The organism is Candidatus Erwinia haradaeae (genome assembly GCF_900698995.1).
Taxonomy (GTDB): domain Bacteria; phylum Pseudomonadota; class Gammaproteobacteria; order Enterobacterales; family Enterobacteriaceae; genus Erwinia_E; species Erwinia_E haradaeae_C.
In genome coordinates this window covers 240,479-263,713 of record NZ_LR217735.1, presented here as the reverse complement: position 1 = coordinate 263,713, position 23,235 = coordinate 240,479, and the positions used below count along the sequence as shown (strand labels likewise).

Here is a 23,235-nt window from a genome sequence, read left to right as displayed (position 1 = left end):
CTCAACTACACTCTTGATGATAATCTAAATTTTTTATTCCATATATAAAAATTTGGCATTTTTATATATACCCTGCTGAAAATCTTAGATAATATGGTATTATGGTAAAATTAAATTTTATCTTAATGCTGTAATGTATAAATAAAATAAACCACATCCCCCTATTTCTCAATCGAATAACTTGCATTTATCTCTATAGGTTAGCTATCTTCTCGACACACAAAACCATTAGTTAGTAAAAAAATCACCAATAGTAAAAATTCTATTTTTAACCGACCTTAACTAAAAATTCACTTATATATAAAAATATATAAAATTTTTTAACTATTGCTAGTAGTAGTGTGTGATAAGCACTCTTCCTAATAACATATTTATACAGATGAAAAATAGGATATCAAATAATGATAACATCTCAATAGTGACTCTAATTAATAAAATCACACATTTACATCAGATGCTAAGCGACAATCTTCTAATTTTAATTTATAGTTAAAACGGTTTAGATTTAAAAGATAGTTTAAATATTGGTTGGAAGTGTATATATTTTATATGCTACTAAGATATGCTTTATTTTATGGGAAAATGAATTGCTAAATCAATATCATATTAATGAGAACTATCTACCATAATTAGTAGTACCTATATATTATTTATAATATTATTTATACTAAAATATCACAACTAATCTCTTTATGCTTAAAATAAATAATATTTTAGATGTGTTTTCATCTATCAAAAACTCTCTCTAATGTCAGATGTAATATTTTAAATTACCATAAATCTATGTTGTATGAAATTTATACAAATCTTTATTTTTGAGTGCTTAATTTTATTTTTAAAATTTCTTAAAAATACATTATAGAAATACATACTATGATACTAATCGATACAATTCGAAACTATGCTAATATATTTTTTTCTGTCTGCTCCTTTAATTTCAAATTTTACTTGACCATTAGCAGTCGCGAACAGAGTATGATCGCGACCACACCCTACATTTTCACCGGCATAAAAATGCGTTCCTCTCTGCCGAACAATAATGCTACCTGCTAATACAGTTTCTCCTCCAAAACGTTTTACTCCCAGTCGTTTTGCATGGGAATCTCGACCATTACGTGTGGATCCGCCTGCTTTTTTATGCGCCATGTGTTAAGTAATCTCCGGAGACTCTAACTGAATCTTTAATGGTAATAATCTTAACGTCAGTAAAATACTGACGATGACCTTGATGTTTTCGATAATGCTTACGAGCACGAAATTTAATAATTTTTATTTTTTTACTACGACCATGAGCGATAATTTCTGCGTGTATTGTTCCACCTATTATAAAAGGCGAACCTATATTAATATACTCATCATTGGCGATCATAAGAACTTGATTAAATACCACTATGTTACTAATCAAGCTATCTATCTTTTCTAGTCGAACCACCTGACCTTCACTCACTCGGTGCTGCTTTCCGCCACTTTGAAAAACCGCATACATAGCCAACTCCATTTCTGCGCCTTCCTGAGCAATATAATGCTACGCTATAAGTTTTATTAGATATATAATTATACAAAACTCTTTGTTAAAAACAAGCATTTATTATTAATGCAAAATAAAACACTACACAAAAAAGTAAATATTTCTCAATACATAATTCGATATTATATACTGTATGATTTATTGTATATATACATAATATAAATATACATCTATAACTTCCGTCGCAATAAAAACTAGGTGATAACGAAAAAACCATGAACTTAGAAGAAATAAACATACTTATTAAACACGATATGGAAGATGTTAATACCGCCATAAACAAACAGCTGAACTCAAATATTCCTCTGATTAATCAACTCAGTTGCTACATCATTAGCAGCGGAGGTAAACGTATTCGCCCAATCATTACATTATTAGCAGCACGGGCCATTCACAGTTACTCAGGAAAACAACATATTATTATGGCGGCGCTCATTGAATTCATCCATACCGCAACCCTGCTACATGACGACGTCGTTGACCAATCAGAAGCTCGTAGAGGGCAACCTACCGCTAATATGGCTTTTGGGAATGCAGCTAGTGTATTAGTAGGTGATTTTATATATACTCGTGCATTTCACATGATGACTAATCTTGGATCATTAAAAATTCTAAGAATAATCTCAGAAGCCGTTAATGTCATTTCTGAAGGAGAAATTCTTCAATTACTCAATTGCAATAATCCAGATCTCACTGAAGAAAAGTATATGCATATTATCTATAATAAAACAGCACGCCTTTTTGAAGCTGCAGCACAAACTTCTGCGATTTTAGCTGGATCTACTCTAGCTCAAGAGCAAGCTTTACAAGCTTATGGGCGTTATTTTGGTACTGCATTTCAACTTATTGATGACATATTAGATTATAGTTCTAATAATAAAATATTAGGCAAAAATACAGGTGCTGACCTTAAAGAAGGAAAACTAACTCTCCCCTTATTACACGCAATGCGTCATGGAACCCTGGAACAAGTTAACTTAATTCGTTCAGTAATCAGTAAAGGAAATGGTCGCCACTTTTTTGATATTATTCAATCAACAATAAAAGAATGCGGTTCTCTAGAATGTACTAGAAAAACCGCTCAGAAAGAAGCTAATAAAGCCATTACGGCACTAAGAATCCTTCCTCAATCACCATGGCGTAATGCATTAGAAGCATTAGTACATATTTCAATGCAGCGCATAAGTTAATATCTTTAATATGATAAAACTCAATTATTATTTGAATAATAAATTTTATTTTAAATTTTTTTTAAAAACTATAAAATTATCACTTCTGATAAATAACCATACTAAATACAAGACACATACCATGATCAAGATAACTATTTTTTTATGTTGTAACAACTATACCTATTAAAGATAAAAACAATATTTTTAATAATTTATTCTAAAAAATTGTCTTTTTATTACAAATACATGGCATTTTTAATAAAAACAATAAAAATATTTAAATAAACAAACGAATGATAATGCATTTAAATATAAATAATGTTTTAGATACAAGAAATTTCAATCCATTAATAATGCTTACTAGAAATAAACCTTACATAAGCTAATCCTCATTAATATCGAATCATTGATCTAATTTTAAAAATATCAATAGATAAGAGATATATTACATATTTTGAATCTTTATATTCTTAGCATATCAATTTATAAAAATAAATTATTATAAATTCTGAGATAGATATATTTAAATATTATTTTTCTAATGAAAATAATTGAGAATTTTAATAATTTTATTAGTATATAATTACTTTTGCTTGAAAAAATTTATGTTCTTTACTAAGATTTATTCACTCAGACCAATAGAAAATATATATCTAATGGGATTATGGCTCCTCTGACTGGATTCGAACCAGTGACATACGGATTAACAGTCCGCCGTTCTGCCAGCTGAACTACAGAGGATTACTGGAAATAAAAATTAAATTTTAACCTATAAACTGCAATATGTCAAATACTACTGATTACTTTTATAGTTTATAGTGCAATAATATTTATTATAAGTATATTCAAAATCTAATCTGCAGATTGCATTGTCCAATGTATCCAAAAAAAATTTTATAAATCTGTGAAACATTAAAATTTGTCTGTAATCTACTTACAACAAATGATAAAAATAAAAAATACATGTTTCTGACAACTAAGATATGAAAAATAACATAAAAATAATAATTTTACTTAATATCTTTAAATCACTTTATGATTAATATCATATTGTGCATGAACCATGTAGCTCACATCAACATTAGAGGTTAATCGACAATAATTGCCAAGAGGATTATAACATAACCCAATCATGTCATATACACAAAGATGTGTTGCATCAATCCATTCTAACAATTCATTAGGGCGAATTAATTTTTTTATATTATGCGTTCCGCGAGGTAAAATTTTAAAAATATACTCTGCACCTAAAATTGCTATGAACCAAGATTTTTTCGTACGATTTAAAGTGGAAAAAAAGACACTTCCAGATGGCTTAACAAGCCTAGCACAAGCATAAATAATTGAATATGGATTAGGAACATGCTCTAACATTTCCATGCAAGTTACAACCTCGTACTGACCAGAAAACTGCTCAGCATACGCTTCCACTGTTTTTTTAATATAATATATCTTTATGTTATTTGTCGTAGCATGAAAACGTGCGACTTGTAATAATTCTTCACTGATATCTAAACCAGTCACACTTGCCCCTTCTCGAGCCATACTTTCTGCCAGGATGCCCCCGCCACAACCAACATCTAAAATATTTTTACCAAATAAACCATTCGTATGTTTTATAATCCACTCTAAACGTATTAAGTTCATGCTATGAAGAGGCCGAAATGGACCTTTTAAATCCCACCAAGACGACGCTAAACGTGAAAATTTATTGATCTCATCGCGATCAATATTCCACGAGCCTTCTAGATGTTCTTGATTCATGCTTTAATTACTCCAGAAAAAGCTAAAACTTAAACATCCACTTATTATTAGCATGCACTAATCATACACGGCGTTAGCTATTCTAATAATCCCATCCATTCTTTATTTTGTGCCATTATTAGATGATAATAATTCCTTTTATCTAGAAACTAGATATAATGCCTACTTCTTTTTATATATTAAAATATAATAAAAATATCTCATTTTATTCGTAAAATCAGCAGCATGTACTGCTGTTATTTTTTCTTAATTAAAAAGATAACTAATTTCAGAAGTACCTAAAATCACTATATGATGCCAATCATGCAAATTTTTTTATCGCGATCACTATGATACCCTGGTGATTATCATAGTGATCGCGCTTGTTTTAGTTATTTTACTAATTTAATTTCATTAAGGAAATATTTTTAAGATAAATGAAGACCTTTTATCAGAACATTCAACAATAATTATTTTTATATAAATACATAAACACTTACAATCTAACGATTATAATAAATATTCAGATGTTATTAATACACACAATTAATAAAAAATACTTAAAAATACTATTTTTTATATGTACTATTACAAACGTTTTATAAAAATACACTTAAAAGTATATTTTTCGATTAATGATTCTTACTTTTATGTTTATGTAAATATAATTCAGCATCATAACATAAGGCTAATAGATCACTTCTTATTCTAACAATAAAACTCCTTTCAAATCATTCATTTGAACATAACTAAAAACATCATCAAAATAGATCAAATGCACTTCTTTCTAATAAATATACTAATGCTACATTATTAAGTATTAATTATTCCATTATGCATATCAGTAGCGCCTCAAATCATCAAAAAACTGCCTGACACCATCAAAAAATGTTTTAGAACGCGGACCATGCCTCCCCTCTGAAGATCCAACAAAGCTATCATTTAATGCACGTAATATCATTTTTTGATCTTCATTTAAATTCACAGGAGTTTCAACTACTATCCTACAAAGCAAATCACCTGCAGCACCACCATGCACTGATCTGACACCTTTTCCTCGCATACGAAATAGTTTTCCAGTTTGTGTTTCAGGTGGCACTTTTAAACTTACACGCCCATCTAGAGTAGGTACTTCAATTTCTCCACCTAATGCCGCCATTATAAAATTAATTGGAACCTCGCAGTATAAATTATTTTCTTCGCGCTCAAAGATGTGATGTTTTAGCATCTGAATCTCAACATATAAATCACCTGCTCGAGATCCTTTTTCACCAAGCTCACCTTCTCCACTTAAGCGAATACGATCACCGGTGTTTACTCCTGCTGGTATTTTAACTGATAAAGTTTTCGATTTAGAAACCCGACCCTTTGCACCACAAACTTGGCATGGATCTTTGATTATTACCCCTCTCCCTTGACAATACGAGCAAACCTGTTGAACAGTAAAAAAACCTTGTCGAATTTGAACTTGACCTGCACCATGACAAGTGGAGCAAGTTTTTGGTTTAGTTCCTGCTCTAGCTCCACTCCCATGACATTTGACACAGTCTTCCATAGTTGGAATATGAATCTCTTTAGATACACCACGTACTGCTTCTTCTAATGATAACTCTAAATTATATTGAAAATCGGATCCGCGCGTAGCACGCTGTTGTCGCCGTCCTCCCCCAAAGATATCACCAAATACATCACCAAAGATATCACTAAAATCAGCATTACTACTAAAACCACCTTGCCCGCTTCCACCTGAACCACTATGCTCAAAAGCAGCATGACCATATTGGTCATAAGCTTTACGTTTCTGTGTGTTCGTGAGAACCTCATAAGCTTCTTTAATCTCTTTAAATCGAGCCTCAGAATCCTTGTCCCCAGAATTGCGATCAGGATGAAATTTCATTGCTAGACGCTTATAAGCCTTTTTAATTTCACGCTCATCTGCTGATTGAGTTATACCTAAAATCTCGTAATAGTCTCTTTTCACCATTGCTCTTTATCCTGACATTAACAAACACGCACGGATGTGGATTATATCCACGCCCGTGCAGTTATAATCGGTACTTTCGACGAGACGCCTTACTATTTTAAAATAATTATTTTTTGTTATCGCGCACTTCTTCAAATTCAGCATCAACAGCGTCATTATCTTTTTTAGTGTTTTTGGTAGTACTTGTGGAACCTCTAGTAGACTCTGCTTGTTGTGTAGCGCATTCTATAAGCTTAGAAGAAGATTCCATCAAAATCCGCATCTTGGCTTCAATTTCCGATTTATCTTCACCTTTCAATGCTGTATTTAATGCATTTAGCGCAGATTCTATAGTTGCCCTATCGCTTTCTGCTAGTTTATCACCCATTTCACTTAATTGCTTGCGTGTACTATGTACTATCTGGTCACCTTGATTTCTGGTTTGAACCAACTCTGAAAACTTACGATCTAACTCAGCATTAACTTCTGCATCATGCACCATTTTTTCAATTTCTCTATCATTTAAACCTGAAGAAGCTTTAATGGTTATTTTTTGTTCTTTACCGGTGTGCTTATCTTTTGCAGATACATGTAGAATCCCATCTGCATCGATATCAAAGGTAACCTCAATTTGCGGCATTCCACGCGGAGCATTTTGAATACCATCAAGATTAAACTGCCCAAGAGACTTATTGTCAACCGCACGTTTTCGTTCACCTTGTACTACATGAATAGTCACTGCAGATTGATTATCCTCTGCTGTAGAAAATACCTGACTATGCTTAGTTGGGATTGTAGTATTTTTACTAATTAGTGACGTCATAACACCACCCATAGTTTCAATACCCAAAGAGAGCGGGGTCACATCCAATAACAAGACATCTTTTACTTCTCCGGCTAAAACACCACCCTGCACTGCAGCGCCAACAGCTACTGCCTCGTCTGGATTAACATCTTTTCTCGGCTCTTTACTAAAAAAATCAGCCACTTTCACTTGCACCATAGGCATACGGGTTTGACCACCCACAAGAATCACATCATTAATATCAGATATAGATAAATTTGCATCTTTTAAAGCCATTTTTAATGGCTCAATTGAACGGATAATCAAATCTTCAACTAAAGATTCTAGCTTTGCACGTGTCACTTTAATGTTTAAGTGTTTGGGACCATTGGCATCTGCTGTGATATACGGTAAATTAACATCAGTTTGTTGAGAAGAAGAAAGCTCTATTTTAGCTTTTTCAGCGGCTTCTTTTAAACGCTGCATAGCTAAAGGATCATTATGTAAATCAATTCCTTGATCTTTCTTGAATTCAGACACAAGGTAATTAATCATGCGACTATCGAAATCTTCACCACCTAAATGAGTATCACCGTTAGTTGCTAATACTTCAAAGGTTTTTTCACCATCTACCTCATCAATTTCAATAATCGAAATATCAAAAGTACCACCACCTAAATCATATACAGCAATTGTGCGATTACCTTGACTCTTATCTAGACCATAAGCTAATGCAGCGGCAGTAGGCTCATTAATAATGCGTTTAACATCTAAACCTGCAATACGTCCAGCATCTTTCGTGGCTTGCCGTTGTGCATCATTAAAATACGCAGGTACTGTTATAACTGCTTCGCTAACCTCTTCCCCTAAGTAATCTTCCGCGGTTTTCTTCATTTTTTTTAAGACTTCCGCAGAAATCTGCGGTGGTGCAATACGTTTTCCCTTAACATCAAGCCAAGCATCACCATTATCAGCATTAACAATTTTAAATGGCATAATTTTTATATCGCATTGCACCTCTTTATCGTGAAAACGACGACCAATGAGACGTTTAATAGCAAACAAAGTATTTTGTGGATTAGTAATCGCCTGACGCTTAGCAGGCTGTCCAACTAACGTTTCACCATCCTGAGTATAAGCAATAATAGAAGGTGTGGTTCTATCGCCTTCTGAATTTTCCAATACACGTGCCTTTCCACCATCCATGATAGCAACGCATGAATTTGTTGTACCAAGGTCAATTCCAATAATCTTACCCATAAAAATATCTCCCACTAAATTCTAATCATCATCTGATCATTATTAGATGTATGTATAATTATATTATTCTTTAAAACTTAAATGCGGGCATATGTTATAATTTCAACTGTTTTTGTAATGTTTTTCTTATATAAGATATAATTTTTTTATATAAAATATAATCCAGAATTATCCTTAAAATTTTTTTATTATAAATTCTATGAATACAATTAAATATCAATGATTCAACTACAACCAATTAAGATTTTTTAATAAATCACAAAATAATAAATAATAATTTTTTAATAAATCACAAAATAATAAATAATAAATAATAAATAATTTAATAAATATTTAATATATTTCAAAATTATAAAAATATTTATTTAATACTTCATAATAATATATGAAATATATTATATTAATTTTAATTTTATATATTTTTATATATTTATATATATATTTTTATATATTTATTATTTAAATTTATTTAAATAAAATAATATTCACTGCTCAAATTAAAAAAATTATTTAAATATCTAAAAATGAGATATAACAAAACATCAAAAAAATAAAATACTTATAGATTAAAATAAAAAAATTAACTCTAATTTATACTAATAAATAAATTTAATGTATACTAATAAAACAATTAATAAAAATAAAAATTTATTTTTAGATATTAAAATTTATTTAATTATATATTTAATTATATATCAAATAAACCCTATTTTTACATCTTATTTTTATATAAAATGATAGTATGAATTTATAAAATAAAAACAAAAATGACAGATATCGGAAGGTGTTTGATATAAAAAATGTATAAACTATAAACATTGTTAAATTATTAAACATTAAAATTATATACATAATATAAAATTTGATTTTTGATAAACAACAAATAATAAAATATATAATATATGATACAAATGACTAAACTATATATAATGTAATTATACTATACATATTTTTTAATAAAATTTAATAATGAAAATAATGAATTGTATGATAAATGAATTACTACATTACTCGCATTACTACGCATTACTATATATTATGTGTATATTTTTTGTATCATAAAATAGACTAGAATCATTAAAGATCTTGCATATTAATTTCATACATCATATGATAGGTTGATTCTGGATATAATCTTACATAGCTTTTACTATAAAAGGATAATTAATATTATTAGCGTATAATTAGGCATGTAATTAGTAGAATATCTAATAATTTTAGATATAATTTATTGCAATAATATCTGAATGATATCACATATAATATATAATAAATACTCGGCACGTAGCGCAGACTGGTAGCGCACCGTCATGGGGTGGCGGGGGTCAGAGGTTCAAATCCTCTCGTGCCGATCAAAATATTTATATAATTTTTAAGATTTATTATAAATATTCTAAATAGGACCATCCTTAATTAATTCTCGATGTTATTGATAACAATCAGGATAACGATAACTTAATACCCTAACTGAATCCTAATTCAATCATAATATATTGCATATCATGATAATTATCATATAAATATTAATCATTACATAATTTAAATATTAATCATTACATAATTCAAATTACATAACATGTATATATCAATGCATCAATACATAATAGTGATGATTGTAATATTTTTAATAAATAATTTTTAATATTATAAAACAATACTTATTCTTTCTTTAATTCATTCTTTCTTTTTAAACTTACCCATAATATTTTTCAAACTGACCAATGATAAATAACAAAGCACTAAGAATCCAATATATTTTTTAAAAGTATTTCCAAAAAAAATCTTAATACAAGCGACTTGTACAAACCAGACAAAATGTAAAAATTGTACTTTTACCTAATATCTTAATATATTCTACGAAATTAGTTTAATTATCTTATTTTAAGATATTGAAGATTTTTTCTTAACCATTAGACCTAAACTATTAAATTAAGAGATAAACGATATCCTGCTCATTTTAAAATGTATTCTATATATAATACATAATGTTTTATTTTATTTAGAATAGATATAATAGTTTTTAACTATTTTTATTTTTTATATAATATGTAATATATGAGTATAATTTTTGTTTTATTTAATTTTATTTAAATTTAATATGCTTACTATAATAGTATTAAAATATAATATATTTATTTAATGATATTAAATATCACATATTATCATTAATATATTTAATATTTTCTTTATAAAAAAATAAAAATTTTATCTTTTCAATAACATAAACAAAAATTATAATAAAAATAATCTTAGCATTTTAATGAAAAATATAAATAAAATCTTACAATGCATATAATGGATATATGTTATCTATATTTAACTTTATAATATCAATATAAGGTTACACATCTTAATTATAAAATTCGAAATAAAATTTAGTATCCGTCTTGCAAAAAAACAGAAAATATATAACAAATAAAATTATGAAATAAAATTTAATACCATGTCATTACTAGCATAACATTAATAAATGTTAATATATACTCTAATTAAAATGTCAAAATAAGTTTTATGTGATAATCTCTCATTGTTTTTAAAAATATAGTTCAATTAACCAAATTAAATTCTAATTATAAATTAATAAAAATTTAATTATAAATTAATAAAAAATATATAGCTATAGAGAATAAAAAAATGCATAAATTCTGTATTTATGTACAAAATGATAATTTAATATCAGTCATATATAAAAATATAATAAAAAAAATAATAAATCTTATATATTTATATCTTATACTGATATCGTTACATCTTATATGCAAAAGAAATTGATAATTTCATTTATTTTAAATGATCTTTATATTTAAAATTCATATAATTAAAATTTATATAATCAATTTATTTATCTATTTATGAAATCATATCTGTTACTTATTATCTAGACTTCTAGTTTAGATATAGCTTATAGAGATAATATAAGTTATTAAGTAAGAAATCATATAAAAAAATTATAAAAAAATAAGAATAAATTACTCTACTATTCATTCACTATTATATGATATACAGAAATAATATGAATAATCTTAATCTTGTTATAAATTATACAGTTAATTATTAGTTTTAATTAATGATTAATAAATAAAACCTATCTGAATAGATATTTAATTTTCATTTATATCCACTTAATAATTTTTATTATTAATTGACAATAGAAAAAAAATGTACAATTATACATATAATTTTTCGTAAAATCTAAGGTAAGCAACGCTATATTAATAGACTCTTTCGCCGACCTCTTAACCAACATAATATACTTAATTAATTTTTTACATCAGGATTATGGATTTATTAGAAAGATAGAGTAAAAACAATCGAAATAATCTTTTAGGTTACCACTTATTTATTGTTTGTTTTTAAAGTCTAATAACTTCTCAGATCTAATCAATATACCCCCTAATCAACTTACTATCCTTGCTGCCCTAACAAGACAAGTGACATTATGCTTATTATTTATACAGCTTTTCTATATTTTTTTCAACCTATTATCTGGGTCCGTCTTTGGATCCGTGGTCGAAATTCCGCCGCTTATCGCCAACGGTGGGGAGAGCGATACGGATTCTGTGCAGGAAAAGTTAAAACGCAAGGTATTTTACTTCATGCTGTATCCGTTGGTGAAACATTCACCGCAATTCCACTTATACGAGAACTAAATCATCGTTATCCACATTTACCCATTGTCATCACCACCATGACACCAACTGGCTCACATCTTGCTGTATCTTCTCTTGGGAACATGATTTCTCATGTATACTTACCGTATGATCTTCCTGGAGTCATGAACCGTTTTTTTGATGTTATTCGTCCAAAATTAGTGATAGTAATGGAGACCGAGCTTTGGCCAAATATGATCACGTTATTATATACACGTCGCATTCCTCTCATCATAGCTAATGCCCGTTTATCAGAGCGCTCGGCTAAAATGTATAAAATATTTGGAACCTTTACAAAATCTTTATTTCAGCGCATTACTCTAGTTGCCGCCCAAAGCAAAGAAGATAGCGAACATTTTATTAATCTAGGTATACAACAATCTCGCGTAGTAGTCACAGGCAGTTTAAAATTTGATGTTACTATTATGCCAGAATTGACTAAAAAAGCTATCCAGTTAAAAAGTAACTGGATACTGCAAAAGAGATCTATATGGATTGCCGCAAGCACCCATCATGGTGAAGAGCAGATAATCTTAAAAGCACATTCTAAACTTCTTGAACGTTTTCCAGACCTTTTATTAATTTTAGCACCAAGGCATCCAGAACGTTTTTCCAGCGTACGTTACTTGACTCAACAATACCGTTTAAGGTTTATTTTGCGTAGCAATGGTCAAACACCTTCTGATAGTACACAAGTGGTAATTGGAGATACTATAGGTGAACTAATGTTATTATATGCTATTTCAGATCTAGCGTTTGTTGGCGGTAGTTTAGTTAAACATGGTGGTCATAACCCATTAGAACCTGCAGCGCATACCATTCCAATCTTAATGGGTCCGCATACCTTTAATTTTAAAGATATTTGTCATCTCTTGCAACAGAGCAATGCTTTAATTACTGTTACTGATGCTGAATCATTAAGTGATGAAATTACCGCATTGCTCACTGATAAAAGCTATCGCCTCAATGCTGGATTATATGCATTCAATGTTCTACATAAGAACAAAGGTGCATTAAAGCATTTGCTACAATTAATTCAACCTTACCTTTCGCAAGAAGATGATTGAATGCAACAAATACAAAAACTATCGGTAGTAATTATCACTCATAATTCAGAAGAAGTACTAGCTCAATGCCTAGAATCAGTAAACTGGGCAGATGAAATTATTCTTTTAGATTTTAAAAGTAGTGATAAAACTCTAGATATTGCTGTTCGTTATGGAGTGATAATCTATCACTCTAATGTATGGTATGGCTATGGTAAGCAGAGACAAATTGCGCAAAATTATGCTAATCATGACATGATTTTAATGATTGATAGTGATGAGCGAGTAACGCCAGAGTTACAGAAATCAATTAACCTAATACTAAAAAAACCGCCAAAAAAAATCGTATATAGTATAGCACGGTGCAATCTATTTCTCGGAAAGGCTATGCGACATGGGGGATGGTATCCAGATCGCGTCATCCGTCTATATCCATCCTTTTGTGTCTATAATGATAACTTAGTTCATGAATCTTTAAATGTATCAAAAATACCCATTCAATTACTATATGGGGATTTATTGCATGTAACGAGTAGAGATTTTTGCGACTTTCAGTTTAAACAGTGTACCTATGCTAGGGCTTGGGCTAAACAACGCTATCAACAAGGTAAACATTATGGTAGAATAAAAATTCTTTATCATAGTTTCTGGTCATTTATCAGGACATTATTAATTCGTCGAAGTTTTTTAGATGGAACTCGCGGTTGGTTACTAGCGATAGTTGTTTTTCAATATACTTTTAATAAATATACTGCCCTATGGGCTCTTAATTGTACCTCTAGGGATAAAAACTAATGAGAGAGAAAGCTATCTATCCTGGAACTTTTGATCCAATAACAAATGGTCATCTTGATATAGTTACACGCGCCGCAAAAATATTTGAAAAAATCATTCTTGCAATTGCAGATAATCCAAAAAAAAAGACAATGTTTTCTCTTGAAGAAAGAGAAAACTTAGCACAAGAAACAGTCAAACATCTTCCAAATGTATCAGTAATAAAATATAGCAATTTATTAGTAAACTTTGCTAAAGAACAAAAAGTTCACATACTGATTCGCGGTCTACGAACAATATCTGATTTAGAATATGAAAGAAAAATAGCTGCTATAAACCATTTATTAGCTCCTAATATAGAAAGTATTTTTTTTATGACAACAACACAACATGCTTATCTTTCTTCATCATTAATTAAAGAAATAGCTGAACATGGTGCTGATGTACAAGAACTTCTACCAACGCCGGTACATCAAGCATTTAAAGTACGTCTTTTCATGAATACAGACCGTTAAGAATATCGCATAAGCTCTACCAAAAAATTTCCTTTTCAATTTTATTAAAATTACATAATGCAATCTTTAGTTTAATACAATATTTAATCTAAATTAATAGATATATTTCGGAAAAATATTTCTAAAATCATATTTGATTCTAATGAGAGAAGGTGTCAGCATTAACAAAACATCTTATAAGTAAAGCTAGCTGCCAAAAATCTAATTCACAAATACAGATAATGCATAACTAATAGTTATATTATCACTTGAATCTTATAATAACAATATAGGTAATTATAACAAAATCATAATTATTATATTATAGGAATATATTATTATTAATAAGTACTATCAATAATTAAAATTATATCATAATTAAAAAGCGTTCCGCTATCAATAAAAACCTCTATATAATAAAAATTATATAAAAAATCTACAAAAATACATTTTATAAATAGCTATAATGACGGAATTAAGTTGCATTTTAGCGAATAATGAGTGTCTGAATTTTAATTTACTTAAAAATCCGCGTCTCATCTTAACAAACTAACATAAGAATCGTAATTTTATTTTGAATTATTTAAAATAATTAATCACGTTTAAATAACAATCTGTAATTACAATTAGAACTATATTAATTTTTTTATTATTGATATTTTATCTAGCATATAATATATATAACGTAATAGATTTTTATTTCTCTTGAAATAGTAACTATCCTTATTATATTTATAAAAAAATAAAAATATAAACTATAATTTTAATTAATCAGCTTTTAAAAATAAATCCCCCCCCAATACAGCGTCACTAGGTCTAGTAAAGTATATTGAGAATATGTCTACTGCACAAAGACGATATATCAAAGACCATTTATATTTTTATTTTTTTATAAAATTATAATACAGTTAGCTATCCTTGTTATGCTATAATCCTTATAAATAACATTTTGAATAATAATTCTTACTATAGTGCTACAATGATGATGTTATGTAAAGAAATTAACTAAAAATTACATCACTTATCAGAATAACTTATACTTATACACAATTAATATCTTTAATTTTATAACCCTTTAAAATGCCACTAATGATAAAAACATAGACGTCAACCTAGAAATAGATTATAATTAATTATTTATCATTACATTAAGTATGCACGATATAAAAGTATCTAGTGTATAACTTTATAATTCCACTAGAGATTATTTTCTTTTAAAAAATTCAATATTTAAATTACTATAATATCTATCTAAATGTATTACCTAACGATTGCTATCTATAATTCACAAAATTGTCAAGATATGTTTATATATTAAAAACAAATATGTTTATATATTATAAACAAACATTAAATTGACAGACACTAACTTTACGATAATTTAGTTTTATTTAAATAAGAAAAATTCCCTTACTAATCAATATATATTGACTGTTGATGCATAAAAAATATTTTTTTATACAAGATCTTAATCTGTATCATTGTTTATTGCTTTCTGCATAGACTTTCTTGCAATCATACATTTATTTATTGAAAATAATAAAATCACCTTTTGCTATTAAATATAAAAAAGTAAATAAAAACTTCTCAAAATAATTTATGATAGGAGGATGTCATGTCAAAACAACAGATTGGTGTAATAGGTATGGCAGTCATGGGGCGTAATTTAGCTCTTAACCTTGGAAATAAAGGTTATTTAGTCTCTGTATTTAATCGATCTAATACAATAACCAACACATTTCTTGAAAAAAATCCAACCAATATGCTGGTACCATATTATACGATACAAGATTTTGTTCGCTCTTTAGAAAAACCGAGATGCATAATGCTAATGATAAAAGCCGGCAAAGCCACTGATGCGACCATTTCATCATTGATTCCCTATCTGAATCCAGGTGATATTCTCATAGATGGTGGTAATGCATTTTATAAAGACACCATAAGACGCCAGGACGAACTCTCTAAGAAAGGCTTATATTTAATTGGAACTGGAGTGTCTGGTGGTGAAAGAGGAGCCTTAATCGGGCCATCCTTTATGCCAGGAGGCCATAAAGAAGCATACGCGATTATAGAACCAATATTAACTAAGATTTCAGCTATATCTGAAGGTAAAGCTTGCATTTCTTATATAGGACCAGGTGGTTCTGGTCATTATGTAAAAATGGTCCACAATGGTATTGAATATGGTGATATGCAGCTTATTGCAGAAGCGTATTCTCTTTTGAAGGGTCCGCTAAATTTAAATAATGAAGCTTTAGCTCAAATATTTAATGCTTGGAATACAGGCGAGTTAAGTAGTTACTTAATTGATATCACTAAAGATATCCTGACCAAAAAAGATGAAGATGGTAATTATGTCCTAGATTCTATTTTAGATGAAGCAGATCATAAAGGTACAGGGCAATGGACTAGTCAAAGTGCATTAGACCTCAATGAGCCAGTATCATTGATCACTGCATCAGTGTTTGCCCGTTATCTGTCCTTATTAAAAGATCAACGAATAGAAGCATCCAGAGTGTTATCCGGACCCAAACTAAACACAATAAGCATTGACAAAGAAGAGTATATTGAAACAGTGCGTAAAGCACTTTATCTTGGAAAAATAATTTCTTATGCTCAGGGATTTTCTCAGCTAAAAACTGCATCTACGCAATATAACTGGCAACTCAAGTATGGTGAAATCGCAAAAATATTCCGTGCTGGCTGTATTATTCGCGCACAACTACTTCAAAAAATTACTGATGCTTATGAAGAAAATGCAAATATTTCCAATCTAATTTTAGCTCCTTACTTTAAAGACATTGCAAATAAATACCAAAAATCACTACGTGATATAGTATCTTATTCAGTTTTAAACGGTATACCAGCGCCTACCTTTTCTGCTGCTATTGCTTATTATGATAGTTATCGTACAGAAAAATTACCTGCTAATTTGATTCAAGCGCAACGCGATTACTTTGGTGCGCATACTTACAAAAGAATAAACAAACGCGGCATCTTTCATACAGAATGGATCATATGATTTATATCAGGTAAATAATCCTCAGAGCTTCCTAGTAGAGCTTCTGATAATTCAATAAATGTTATTTTTAAATTCAATCATAAAATAACATCAACAATAAAGAGATATCTTCTATAAGAAGCTTTATTCTAATCAATTAAAATACACTAATAATCACTTAATTGTGATAAAAAAATTTTTTATTTTACCATAGATCATACGATTTATACTGTATTTTTGCATATAAAAGTTATAAAAACATTAAATATGAAAAATAATTGAATAGATATAAGATCTGATTAGTATGTGTTAATAATTTATATCTACTTTAATTATATTTACTTGAAATATTAAAATGCATGTAAGATACGGCTATCACAATAAAATATATAAAAAATAAAAACAGTGTTTTTTTTAGTCTCGAATAATTATGAAAAGTATAATATCACCTTCTACATATTTACTCTATTAACTATAGAGCCCTCTCAAAATAAACAACTTCTTACTCGTAATGTATAAGCGAAAAAGTAATACAACCGATAAAATTTTTTTACTAAAATTAAAAATAATTTAGTCTTATAAATACAAGAAACAATCAGCATAGAACTTATGAATAACTATTTTTAATCTAGCTTAAAAAAGAGTACAGATAAAATAAGATTAGTATGAAAAATAAATATTTATTCTACTTATCATGCTGATGTACTAGCATAGTATATACTTTAATAATAAATAATGACTCATTAGAAACACATAAGTAGTAGAAATATTAGCGCTAACAACATGACATAGAAAACAACTATGCTCTCTCACCATTCATAAATTACTTATAAGATCATAAGATATAAGAAAGCACACACAAAAAAAACAAAAATCATGATAATGTATGGTTTTTAAAAGATATTTCTCCTCTTTAAAATATGATATGCATATATACTTAGAATGTAAGATAATATATTTAGTTAATGCATGCATTAATGTAACATGCAATATAATCTCATTAGTTAAGTAAAAAAAATAGATAATAACATGATGCACATGCACTAATGCTAATAATGCTAATAATGCTAATAATGCTAATAATGCTAATAATGCTAATAATGCCAAGTCTTAGCAAGAAGATGTCAATGTCAATGGATATTATCGAAATAAGGAAAATAATAATAAAAATATAAAAACAATTTCAAATAAAGCTTTATGATATACGAAAAATAATAACCATATTGATCTCAGAAAACAATTTTTATATGGTACATATAATTATGTATATAAGATAATAATATATTAATTAAACTATTATGTTATACGAACAACTTGTTGATCAAACTAAGTGAATAGTCAGAGCTACTTATTTCTAAAAATCAGAAAACTAATGATACGCAGTAATACTACATCTTAGAGTACACAGATACTGTGAGGATATCTTATCTTAATCTGCACTTGACTGCTTAGGTACAATAAAGCATATGTTAAGATCTAAAGCTTCATCATAAAGTTCTGAAAATAGAGAGAATAGAGCAGTTAGATAATATCTTAACTTCATATTCATATCCGTATAATGGTGCAATGAATCGTTCATATTAGCATTATCATTTGTATTAATATTACTAGCTGCATCTCTACAAGAATATCTAACATGAATCACGATAATAAAACATGCGTCATCCTATGATCAGCCCCAAAGCATAAAAACTTTTAGGAGGTAAGAACTAAAAATTTGCACACGTTTCGTTTCGTTTAAAGATCCAGCTTCGTTCAGCAAGCTAGGGCTATAAGCCTACTCATTATTATAGTATATAATTATATATTTTATTATATATGATTATCCGTTGTGGTTAAAACTACCACCACTCCCAACCTATATGTAACATTGATCAAAAAGGTAACTACAAAGATCTATCTGTATAGGACTATAGGAATTATTTGTTAAGGATAGGTAAAGCCAGACATGAATCAGAGTCTTTTTGTAACTAAACGCGATGGCCGAACTGAGCGTATCGATCTAGAAAAAATACACCGCGTACTCAACTGGGCAGCAGAAAATCTACATAATGTCTCTGTATCTCAGGTAGAATTGTGTTCTCGTATCCAATTTTATCCAGGTATCCGTACATTTGATATTCATGAAACCATCATCAAATCAGCTGCTGATCTTATCTCAGCAGACGCACCTGATTACCAATACATGGCCGCACGTCTAGCTATTTTTCATTTGCGAAAAAAAGCATATGGTCAGTTTGAACCGCCTAAGCTCATTGACCAAGTGACACGTATGGTATCTATGGGAAAATATGATGCCCATCTTTTAACAGACTACAGTTTAGATGAATTTGAAAAAATGGATGACTTTATTGATCACTGGCGTGATATGAACTTTTCCTATGCTGCGGTAAAACAACTAGAAGGAAAATATCTTGTCCAAAACCGTATTAACGGTGATATCTATGAGAGCGCTCAGTTCTTATACATATTAGTATCCGCTTGCTTATTTTCTAGTTATCCAAATAGCACTCGTCTAGATTATATTAAGCGTTTTTATGATGCTATCTCAACTTTTAAGATTTCATTACCCACACCAATTATGTCTGGAGTGCGCACCCCAACACGACAATTTAGCTCCTGTGTCCTTATTGAGTGCGACGATAGTCTAGATTCTATAAATGCTACTGCTAGTGCTATTGTTAAGTATGTATCCCAACGCGCTGGGATTGGTATCAATGCCGGTCGTATTCGTGCTTTAGGCAGCCCTATACGCGGGGGAGAAGCCTTTCATACTGGATGTATTCCATTTTATAAACATTTTCAAAGCGCGGTAAAATCCTGCTCACAAGGAGGCGTACGTGGCGGTGCTGCTACTCTATTTTACCCTATGTGGCATCAAGAAGTAGAAAGCCTTTTAGTTCTAAAAAATAACCGAGGCGTAGAAGATAACCGAGTGCGTCATATTGATTATGGCATACAACTAAATAAACTAATGTATCAGCGATTACTTCAAGGTGAAGATATTACTTTATTTAGTACATCAGATGTACCAGGGCTCTATGATGCTTTTTTTGCTAATCAAGATGAGTTTGAGAGACTCTATATCAAATATGAGAGAGATGCAAACATTCGAAAACAACGCATTAAAGCCATCCAACTTTTTTCATTAATGATGCAGGAGCGCGCCTCTACTGGTCGAATCTATATTCAAAATGTTGATCACTGTAATACTCATAGTCCTTTTAATCCCACGATTGCACCAGTACGTCAATCAAATCTATGTCTTGAGATTACTCTTCCAACCAAACCACTGCAAAATATAAACGATGAAAATGGAGAAATTGCGTTATGCACTCTATCTGCATTTAACCTTGGTGTCATTGACAATCTCGACGATCTTCAAGAGCTAGCAACACTAGCGGTACGAGCGCTTGATGCATTACTAGACTATCAGAATTATCCTATTCCAGCAGCTAGACGTGGCGCTATGGGACGACGCACTCTTGGTATTGGTGTGATCAATTATGCATACTACTTAGCAAAACACAGAGTTCGTTATTCTGATAGTAGCGCCAATGTGTTAACACACCAAGCATTTGAAGCTATTCAATACTGGCTATTAAAAGCATCTAACGAGCTTGCTATCGAACAAGGTGCTTGCCCGTGGTTTGCAGAAACAACTTACGCTCAGGGTATTATGCCAATTGATACTTATAAAAAAGATCTAGACACTATCTGCAATACCCCCTTATTACTTGACTGGGAAGGTTTGCGTAAATCAGTAAAAACTTACGGTCTGCGTAATTCAACACTTTCAGCGGTCATGCCAACAGAAACGTCTTCACAAATTTCTAATGCCTCAAATGGTATTGAACCACCTCGAGGTCATATCAGCATAAAAGTTTCAAAAGATGGAGTCCTTCGCCAAGTTATACCAGAATATGAACGCCTTAAAGATTATTATGAGTTACTGTGGGATATACCAAATAACGACGGATATCTGCAACTCGTTGGCGTAATGCAAAAATTTATTGATCAAGCAATTTCATCGAACACACATTATGATCCAATGCGCTTTATAAATGGTAAAGTACCTATGAAACAGCTTTTAAAAGACTTACTAACAGCGTATAAATTTGGTATTAAAACGCTTTACTACCAAAATACCCGTGATGGAACAGAAGACTTAAAAGATGACTTTTTACCTGCTACGCCGGATGAAGACTGTGAAAGTGGTGCTTGTAAAATGTAACTATTATTACAGGGGTAAATTACGGCAAGAAATTACGACTATTGGCTCAATGTCTTGGAATACAAAATGACTTATACAATCTTTTCTCAACATAACAATAATCAGCTATTGGAGCCAATGTTTTTCGGTCAACCGGTAAATATTTCACGCTTTGATCAGCAAAAATATCGAATATTTGAAAAACTCATAGAAAAACAGCTATCATTTTTCTGGAGACCAGAAGAGATCGATGTCTCACGTGACCGAATCGATTATCAGTCTCTGCCTGAACATGAAAAGCATATTTTTATTAGCAACTTGAAATATCAGACGCTACTAGACTCTATTCAAGGAAGAAGCCCAAATATTGCACTATTGCCAATAATCTCAATTCCAGAGCTCGAGACATGGGTGGAAACATGGGCGTTTTTTGAAACAATTCACTCGCGTTCATATACTCATATTATTCGCAATATTGTTAATGAACCCGCACTAATATTTGACGATATTGTTACACATAAACAAATTTTATCACGCGCTAAGGATATTTCTAAATACTATGATGATCTCATTCTCATGACAAATGCTTGGAATCTCTTAGGTGAAGGTGTTCACCAAATTAATCATTGTAAAACCATAAACGTCAATATACACATACTAAAAAAACAATTATATCTTTGTTTGATGAGCGTAAATGCCCTAGAAGCTATCCGATTCTATGTGAGCTTTGCTTGCTCATTTGCTTTTGCTGAACGTGAACTAATGGAAGGTAATGCTAAAATTATCAAGCTAATTGCTCGTGATGAGGCGCTTCATGTGACTGGAACTCAGTATATTCTGAACTTACTTCGAAATGGAGATGACGATCCAGAGACAGCAGAAATAGCTAAAGAATGTCAACAACAATGTTATGATTTGTTTTTGTTGGCAGCAAAACAAGAAAAAGAATGGGCTGAATATCTATTTAGAAACGGATCAATGATCGGTCTCAACAAAACCATTTTATGTCAATATATTGAATACATCACTAATATTCGCATGCACGCTGTTGGCCTAGATTTACCTTTTAGAGCCCATTACAATCCCATTCCATGGATTAACTCATGGCTCATCTCAGATAATGTGCAAGCAGCTCCTCAAGAAGTAGAAGTAAGCTCATATCTAGTAGGCCAAATTGATTCTGAAGTTAATACAGATGATTTTATTGATTATCGGCTCTAATCTCATGAAAAACAATATTATTACACTTAATCCTTCTGGTATGAAATTAATATGGTGTGATCTGCACCACAATCTTCTAACAACTCTAGAATTACATAATATCTATTCTGAGTACCAGTGCCGTGCAGGATATTGTGGCTTATGCCGTATACGCTTATTACAGGGCTTAGTAAAATATAGAACGCAGCCCATTACCTTTATCCGATCCGGTGAAATCCTCCCCTGTATATGTCACGTATGCAGTAATATTGAAATTGCAATACCTCATCAGTAACTATTTTTAATAAAGACCTGGGTAATATGTAAAACGCATGTATAAATGCTTGTTTATGTGATATTTTATATGTCAAAATAATAATAATTTATTTTAATTGATTTTTAAAATT

At 30.0% G+C, this 23,235-nt stretch carries 13 protein-coding genes and 2 tRNA genes; 9 read left to right on the top strand and 6 right to left on the bottom strand.

Going from position 1 to position 23,235, the window contains the following annotated elements; all coding sequences use genetic code 11:
- Positions 1-879 precede the first annotated feature (879 nt).
- Positions 880-1,146: a 50S ribosomal protein L27 gene (gene rpmA / locus ERCISPPA3004_RS00790; RefSeq protein ID WP_157990240.1), complete on the bottom strand. Its 267-nt coding sequence runs from the start codon at positions 1,144-1,146 to the stop codon at positions 880-882.
- Positions 1,136-1,486 carry a 50S ribosomal protein L21 gene (gene rplU / locus ERCISPPA3004_RS00785; protein WP_157990668.1) on the bottom strand — a complete coding sequence of 117 codons (351 nt, stop codon included), beginning with the start codon at positions 1,484-1,486 and terminating at the stop codon, positions 1,136-1,138. Before rplU ends, rpmA begins: the two co-directional genes overlap by 11 nt.
- 257 nt (positions 1,487-1,743) lie before the next feature.
- On the opposite strand from rplU, the gene ispB reads away from it, so the two are divergent.
- Entirely contained in the window at positions 1,744-2,718 is a 975-nt protein-coding gene (gene ispB, locus ERCISPPA3004_RS00780; RefSeq protein ID WP_157990239.1) for an octaprenyl diphosphate synthase, read from the top strand.
- Positions 2,719-3,365: 647 nt separating this feature from the next.
- Here the strand turns inward: ispB and ERCISPPA3004_RS00775 are convergent.
- The 4 genes from ERCISPPA3004_RS00775 to dnaK form a co-directional block, all read right to left on the bottom strand.
- Positions 3,366-3,441: transfer RNA gene (locus tag ERCISPPA3004_RS00775), tRNA-Asn, on the bottom strand.
- Positions 3,442-3,723: 282 nt separating this feature from the next.
- The gene (gene ubiG / locus ERCISPPA3004_RS00770) at positions 3,724-4,464 is read right to left on the bottom strand and encodes a bifunctional 2-polyprenyl-6-hydroxyphenol methylase/3-demethylubiquinol 3-O-methyltransferase UbiG (protein WP_157990238.1); all 741 of its coding nucleotides are present in this window, start codon (positions 4,462-4,464) and stop codon (positions 3,724-3,726) included.
- A gap of 820 nt (positions 4,465-5,284) precedes the next feature.
- The gene (gene dnaJ / locus ERCISPPA3004_RS00765) at positions 5,285-6,427 is read right to left on the bottom strand and encodes a molecular chaperone DnaJ (protein WP_157990237.1); all 1,143 of its coding nucleotides are present in this window, start codon (positions 6,425-6,427) and stop codon (positions 5,285-5,287) included.
- Between the two features lie 106 nt (positions 6,428-6,533).
- Entirely contained in the window at positions 6,534-8,450 is a 1,917-nt protein-coding gene (dnaK, locus tag ERCISPPA3004_RS00760) for a molecular chaperone DnaK (protein WP_157990236.1), read from the bottom strand.
- 1,278 nt (positions 8,451-9,728) lie between these two features.
- On the opposite strand from dnaK, the gene ERCISPPA3004_RS00755 reads away from it, so the two are divergent.
- The 8 genes from ERCISPPA3004_RS00755 to yfaE all read left to right on the top strand — a co-directional run bounded on the left by ERCISPPA3004_RS00755 (position 9,729) and on the right by yfaE (position 23,123).
- Positions 9,729-9,802: transfer RNA gene (locus ERCISPPA3004_RS00755), tRNA-Pro, on the top strand.
- 2,087 nt (positions 9,803-11,889) lie between these two features.
- On the top strand, positions 11,890-13,167 hold the full coding sequence (gene waaA / locus ERCISPPA3004_RS00750) for a lipid IV(A) 3-deoxy-D-manno-octulosonic acid transferase (protein ID WP_157990235.1): 1,278 nt from the start codon (positions 11,890-11,892) through the stop codon (positions 13,165-13,167).
- Entirely contained in the window at positions 13,168-13,941 is a 774-nt protein-coding gene (locus tag ERCISPPA3004_RS00745) for a glycosyltransferase family 2 protein (RefSeq protein WP_157990234.1), read from the top strand.
- The gene (coaD, locus tag ERCISPPA3004_RS00740) at positions 13,941-14,435 is read left to right on the top strand and encodes a pantetheine-phosphate adenylyltransferase (protein WP_157990233.1); all 495 of its coding nucleotides are present in this window, start codon (positions 13,941-13,943) and stop codon (positions 14,433-14,435) included. The genes ERCISPPA3004_RS00745 and coaD overlap by 1 nt, the downstream gene beginning before the upstream one ends.
- Positions 14,436-16,029: 1,594 nt before the next feature.
- On the top strand, positions 16,030-17,436 hold the full coding sequence (gndA, locus tag ERCISPPA3004_RS00735) for an NADP-dependent phosphogluconate dehydrogenase (RefSeq protein WP_157990232.1): 1,407 nt from the start codon (positions 16,030-16,032) through the stop codon (positions 17,434-17,436).
- 1,927 nt (positions 17,437-19,363) lie between these two features.
- Entirely contained in the window at positions 19,364-21,649 is a 2,286-nt protein-coding gene (nrdA, locus tag ERCISPPA3004_RS00730; protein ID WP_157990231.1) for a class 1a ribonucleoside-diphosphate reductase subunit alpha, read from the top strand.
- 66 nt (positions 21,650-21,715) lie between these two features.
- Entirely contained in the window at positions 21,716-22,849 is a 1,134-nt protein-coding gene (gene nrdB, locus ERCISPPA3004_RS00725) for a class Ia ribonucleoside-diphosphate reductase subunit beta (RefSeq protein WP_157990230.1), read from the top strand.
- Positions 22,824-23,123, top strand: coding sequence for a class I ribonucleotide reductase maintenance protein YfaE (gene yfaE, locus ERCISPPA3004_RS00720; RefSeq protein WP_415017140.1), 300 nt, complete (start codon positions 22,824-22,826; stop codon positions 23,121-23,123). The genes nrdB and yfaE overlap by 26 nt, the downstream gene beginning before the upstream one ends.
- Positions 23,124-23,235: the final 112 nt, after the last annotated feature.

Coding starts and splice junctions, on each gene's coding strand:
- rpmA (WP_157990240.1), bottom strand. CDS start 1,146: ATGGCGCATAAAAAAGCAGGCGGATCCACACGTAATGGTCGAGATTCC.
- rplU (WP_157990668.1), bottom strand. CDS start 1,486: ATGTATGCGGTTTTTCAAAGTGGCGGAAAGCAGCACCGAGTGAGTGAA.
- ispB (WP_157990239.1), top strand. CDS start 1,744: ATGAACTTAGAAGAAATAAACATACTTATTAAACACGATATGGAAGAT.
- ubiG (WP_157990238.1), bottom strand. CDS start 4,464: ATGAATCAAGAACATCTAGAAGGCTCGTGGAATATTGATCGCGATGAG.
- dnaJ (WP_157990237.1), bottom strand. CDS start 6,427: ATGGTGAAAAGAGACTATTACGAGATTTTAGGTATAACTCAATCAGCA.
- dnaK (WP_157990236.1), bottom strand. CDS start 8,450: ATGGGTAAGATTATTGGAATTGACCTTGGTACAACAAATTCATGCGTT.
- waaA (WP_157990235.1), top strand. CDS start 11,890: ATGCTTATTATTTATACAGCTTTTCTATATTTTTTTCAACCTATTATC.
- ERCISPPA3004_RS00745 (WP_157990234.1), top strand. CDS start 13,168: ATGCAACAAATACAAAAACTATCGGTAGTAATTATCACTCATAATTCA.
- coaD (WP_157990233.1), top strand. CDS start 13,941: ATGAGAGAGAAAGCTATCTATCCTGGAACTTTTGATCCAATAACAAAT.
- gndA (WP_157990232.1), top strand. CDS start 16,030: ATGTCAAAACAACAGATTGGTGTAATAGGTATGGCAGTCATGGGGCGT.
- nrdA (WP_157990231.1), top strand. CDS start 19,364: ATGAATCAGAGTCTTTTTGTAACTAAACGCGATGGCCGAACTGAGCGT.
- nrdB (WP_157990230.1), top strand. CDS start 21,716: ATGACTTATACAATCTTTTCTCAACATAACAATAATCAGCTATTGGAG.
- yfaE (WP_415017140.1), top strand. CDS start 22,824: ATGATTTTATTGATTATCGGCTCTAATCTCATGAAAAACAATATTATT.